Consider the following 4238-nt stretch of genomic DNA (forward strand, 5'->3'; position numbering starts at 1 on the left):
ACCTGCGACCTCTACGTCCCGAACGTAGCGCTCTACCAGACTGAGCTACACCCCGTAAGGAGCCGCCTATTGTAGCCATCCCCGCATTCGGCGGCAAGGGGGATGTTGTATTCACCTTCGGTGCCATGTTGCCACGGCCCTTTGACACAAATGCCTGGAAATAAAGCCTCCAGGCATCAATGCGACCACCGAAGTGGTCGGGGAGACAGGATTCGAACCTGCGACCTCTACGTCCCGAACGTAGCGCTCTACCAGACTGAGCTACACCCCGAAGGAGCCGACAAGGATACGGTGTGAAGACCGGGCCGGCAACCTTTTTTTACGCGTCCAACGTCATGCGTTGTCGATGCGGCCGGTCTCGCGGGCTTCGAACCACATGCCGTTGAGGATGGCCACCACCGAGGCAAGGCCGGCGCCGAGGATCCAGGCGAAATACCACATGGTCAATCTCCTATGTGCGGGGTAGGTCCCGACCGGGGGTCGGCACGTGGGGCATCAATACGCGTTGGGGTTGTCGCCCATGTCCTCGGCGGTCGTCTTGCCCTTCATTACCCGGTAGACCCAGGTGGTGTAGGCCAGGATGATCGGCAGGAAGATGGCCGTGGCCAGCAGCATGATCCACAGCGTGAGATGGCTGGACGAGCTGTCCCAGACGGTCAGGCTGGAGATGGGCTGGCTGGAGGAGGGCAGCAGGAACGGGAAGATCGCAAAGCCGACGGTGAGGATGATGCCGGCGATGGAGGCGCCCGAGGCGATGAAGGCCAGGCCGCCGCGACGGGCCCGCAGCAGTACCGCGCTGGCCAGTGCGCCGAGCAGGCCGACGATCGGGAACACCAGGGTCGCAGGCATGGTGCTGTAGTTGCGCAGCCAGCCCCCGGCGACGGTGCCCAGTTCGGCGGTCTTCAGCAGCGGGTTGGTCGGGCCATCGGTGACTACCTGCGAGGTGATCTGGTAGCCCGGCAGACCGAAGGCGACCCAGACGCCGGCAGCGGCGAACAGCACGAAGCTGATCAGCGCGGCGACGCTGCCATAACGGGCCGAGCGTTCGGCCACCGGGCCATCGGTCTTGAGCACCAGCATGGCTGCACCGTGCGAGACCAGCATGGCCACGCTGACCAGCCCGGCGACCAGCGCGAACGGATTGAGCAGGCCGAAGAACGAGCCGGTGTAGAAGATGCGCATGCTGTCATCGAAGTGGAACGGCACGCCCACCAGCACGTTGCCCACCGCCACGCCGGCGATCAGGCCCGGCAGCAGGCCACCGACGAACAGCACCCGGTCCCAGTTGTCGCGCCAGCGCTTGCTGGGCATCTTGCTGCGGTACTTGAAGCCGACCGGGCGCAGGATCAGCCCGAACAGCATCACGAACACCGCCAGGTAGAAACCGGAGAAGCTGACCGCATACAGCGGCGGCCATGCGGCGAAGATCGCGCCGCCGCCGAGCACCAGCCAGACCTGGTTGCCTTCCCAGACCGGGCCGACGGTGTTGATCACCAGCCGGCGTTCGTCATCGGTGCGGGCCACGAAGGGCAGCAGTGTGCCCACGCCGAGGTCGAAACCGTCCATGACTGCCCAGCCGATCAGCAGGATGCCGAGCAGCAGCCACCAGATCACGCGGAGCGTGGTGTAATCAAGTGCAATGAAGTCCATCTGGATTCTCCTGCCTCAGGCCTGGCCGGGGGCGGCAACAACGGGGGAAACGGGGCGGATATCGGCCTGCAGCGAGGGCAGGATGTCGTCCGGACCCTTGCGGATCGCCTTGAGCATCAGCTTGATTTCGATCACCAGCAGCACCGTGTACAGCGCGGTGAACACCGCCAGCGTGGTCAGGATTTCGTGCAGTGCCAAGCCCGATGCCGCATAGAAGGTGGGCAGCACGCCATCCACCGCCCACGGCTGGCGACCGTACTCGGCCACGAACCAGCCGCACTCGATCGCAATCCACGGTGCCGGCAGCGACCACACGGCCAGCTTCAGGAACCAGCGCTTGTCCTGGAAGCTGTTGCGGCAGGAGAAGTAGAAGGCCACCGCGAAGAACGCGATCAGGTAGAAGCCCAATCCCGCCATGATGCGGAAGGTCCAGAACAGCGGGGCAACGCGCGGCACGGTGTCCATCGCGGCCTTGGAGATTTCCTCCGGCGTGGCGTTGAGGATGTCCTCGCGGTAGCGCTTGAGCAGCAGGCCATGGCCCAGATCCTGCCAGTGGCGATCGAACATCTCACGCGCTTCAAGATCGTTCTTGTCCTTGCGCACGCGCTCCAGCGCACCGTAGGCCAGCTGGCCACCGCGGATGCGGTTCTCGGCACGGCCCACCAGTTCCAGGATGCCGGGGATCGGCTGGTCCAGCGAACGGGTGGCGATCAGGCCCATCAGGTACGGGATCTTGATCGCGTAGTCGTTGGTGTGGGTGGTCTGGTTGGGGATGCCGAAGGCGGTGAAGTCGGCCGGGGCACGCTCGGTTTCCCACATCGCTTCGATCGCGGCCAGCTTCATCTTCTGGTGTTCGCTGGCGGCGTAACCGCTCTCGTCACCCAGCACCACCACCGACAGCGAGGACAGCAGGCCGAAGGCGGCGGCTACCGCGAACGAGCGGCGGGCCATGTCCCGGTGCTTGTTGCGCAGCAGGTACAGCGCACTGATGGACATGACGAAGATCGCGCCGGTCACGTAGCCGGCACTGACGGTATGCACGAACTTGGCCTGCGCCACCGGGTTGAAGAGCACCGCGGCGAAGTCCACCACTTCCATGCGCATCGTTTCCGGGTTGAATACCGCACCGGTCGGGTTCTGCATCCAGCCGTTGGCGATCAGGATCCACACCGCCGACAGATTGGTGCCCAACGCCATCAGCCAGGTCACGGCCAGATGCTTCACCGGGGTCAGGCGCTTCCAGCCGAAGAAGAACAGACCGATGAAGGTCGCTTCCAGGAAGAACGCCATCAGGCCTTCAATGGCCAGCGGTGCGCCGAAGATGTCGCCGACGTAGTGGCTGTAATACGACCAGTTCATGCCGAACTGGAATTCCATCACCAGCCCGGTGGCCACGCCGATGGCGAAGTTGATGCCGAACAGCGTGCCCCAGAACAGGGTCATCTGCCGCCAGACCTGTTTGCGGGTCATGACGTACACGCTCTCCATGATGGCCACCATGAAGGACAGGCCAAGCGTGAGCGGTACGAAAAGGAAGTGGTACATCGCGGTCAGAGCGAATTGCAGCCGCGACAGTTCTACGACTGTCGAATCAATCATGGCCTGGCTACCTCGTTGGGTTTTGCCGTTTCAGGTGGCGGGAAGGGGGTCTACGGGATGAATTCTGTGACCTGCAACTTCAAACAGCCTTGATTCAGATCAATGTACAAACCCGGCTGCGAAGGAATCGTATGCCCCCGGGCACGCTGCGACCGCTTGCCGCACGGGTGCCATGCCGGCACCCACTACAATCGACTGGAACTTCCCTGTGTCCCTCTGTGATCCGACTTGAGCATACCCCCCGAAGCCACCGCTGTTGAGACCACCGTCCTGCGTCGGCAGCGCCTGCAGTGGCTGGGCAGCCTGGGCGCCGCCGCGCGCGGCCGCCAGCGCTGGGCGGCGGTGTGCATCTGCGTGTCCGGGGCCCTGCTGATCGGGCAGGCCGCCGCCATTGCCTGGCTGATCCAGGCGGTGCTGGTCGAACACCGGCCGTTGGCCAGCGCCTTCCCGGTGCTGGCAGGCCTGCTGGTGGTGCTGGTGGTCCGCGCGCTGCTCGGCAGCGCCACCCAGGCTGCCGCGGGCGATGTCGCCGACACTGCGCGCCTGGCCCTGCGTGAACGGGTGTTTCGCCGGCTGCTGGCGCGCGGGCCGCTGTGGCTGCGCCAGCAGCGCACGGGGGAGCTGGGCGAACTGATGCTCACCCATGCCGATGCGATCGAGAATTATTACGGCGGTTACCAGCCGGTGCGGATCGAGGTGGTGGTGGTGCCGCTGCTGATCCTGCTGGCGGTGGCCTGGACCGACTGGGTGGTGGCGTTGATCCTGCTGTTCACCGCGCCGCTGGTGCCGTTCTTCATGATGCTGGTGGGCTGGGGCGCCGAGGCGGCCGGGCGCGCGCAGCTGGGCGAACTGGCGCGCATGAGCGGGCACTTCGCCGACCGCATCAAGGGCCTGGGCCTGTTGCGCCTGTACGGACGTGGCGAGGCCGAGCTGGACGGCGTGGCCGCCGCCGCCGAAGGCGTGCGCGAGCGCACCATGAAAGTGCTGCG

The 4238-nt window shown here is 65.1% G+C and carries 4 protein-coding genes and 2 tRNA genes (1 of these 6 cut by a window edge); 1 reads left to right on the top strand and 5 read right to left on the bottom strand.

What is annotated here, in order from left to right; genetic code table 11:
• The 5 genes from RTO53_RS14815 to RTO53_RS14835 all read right to left on the bottom strand — a co-directional run.
• Positions 1 to 55: transfer RNA gene (locus tag RTO53_RS14815), tRNA-Pro, on the bottom strand (it extends 122 nt beyond the left edge of the window).
• 139 nt (positions 56 to 194) lie between these two features.
• Positions 195 to 271, bottom strand: a tRNA-Pro gene (locus RTO53_RS14820).
• Positions 272 to 333: 62 nt separating this feature from the next.
• Positions 334 to 441 (bottom strand): cytochrome bd-I oxidase subunit CydX, encoded by a 108-nt coding sequence (gene cydX / locus RTO53_RS14825; RefSeq protein WP_256775620.1) that lies wholly within the window; start codon positions 439 to 441, stop codon positions 334 to 336.
• A 54-nt stretch (positions 442 to 495) separates the two neighbouring features.
• Entirely contained in the window at positions 496 to 1650 is a 1155-nt protein-coding gene (cydB, locus tag RTO53_RS14830; RefSeq protein ID WP_312238511.1) for a cytochrome d ubiquinol oxidase subunit II, read from the bottom strand.
• A 15-nt stretch (positions 1651 to 1665) separates the two neighbouring features.
• Positions 1666 to 3249 carry a cytochrome ubiquinol oxidase subunit I gene (locus tag RTO53_RS14835; protein ID WP_312238512.1) on the bottom strand — a complete coding sequence of 528 codons (1584 nt, stop codon included), beginning with the start codon at positions 3247 to 3249 and terminating at the stop codon, positions 1666 to 1668.
• Between the two features lie 270 nt (positions 3250 to 3519).
• Between RTO53_RS14835 and RTO53_RS14840 the strand changes: the two genes are divergently transcribed.
• The coding region (locus RTO53_RS14840) for an ABC transporter transmembrane domain-containing protein (RefSeq protein ID WP_312238515.1) at positions 3520 to 4238 on the top strand (719 nt) is incomplete at its 3' end.

Source organism: Stenotrophomonas sp. (assembly GCF_031995405.1).
GTDB lineage: Bacteria > Pseudomonadota > Gammaproteobacteria > Xanthomonadales > Xanthomonadaceae > Stenotrophomonas.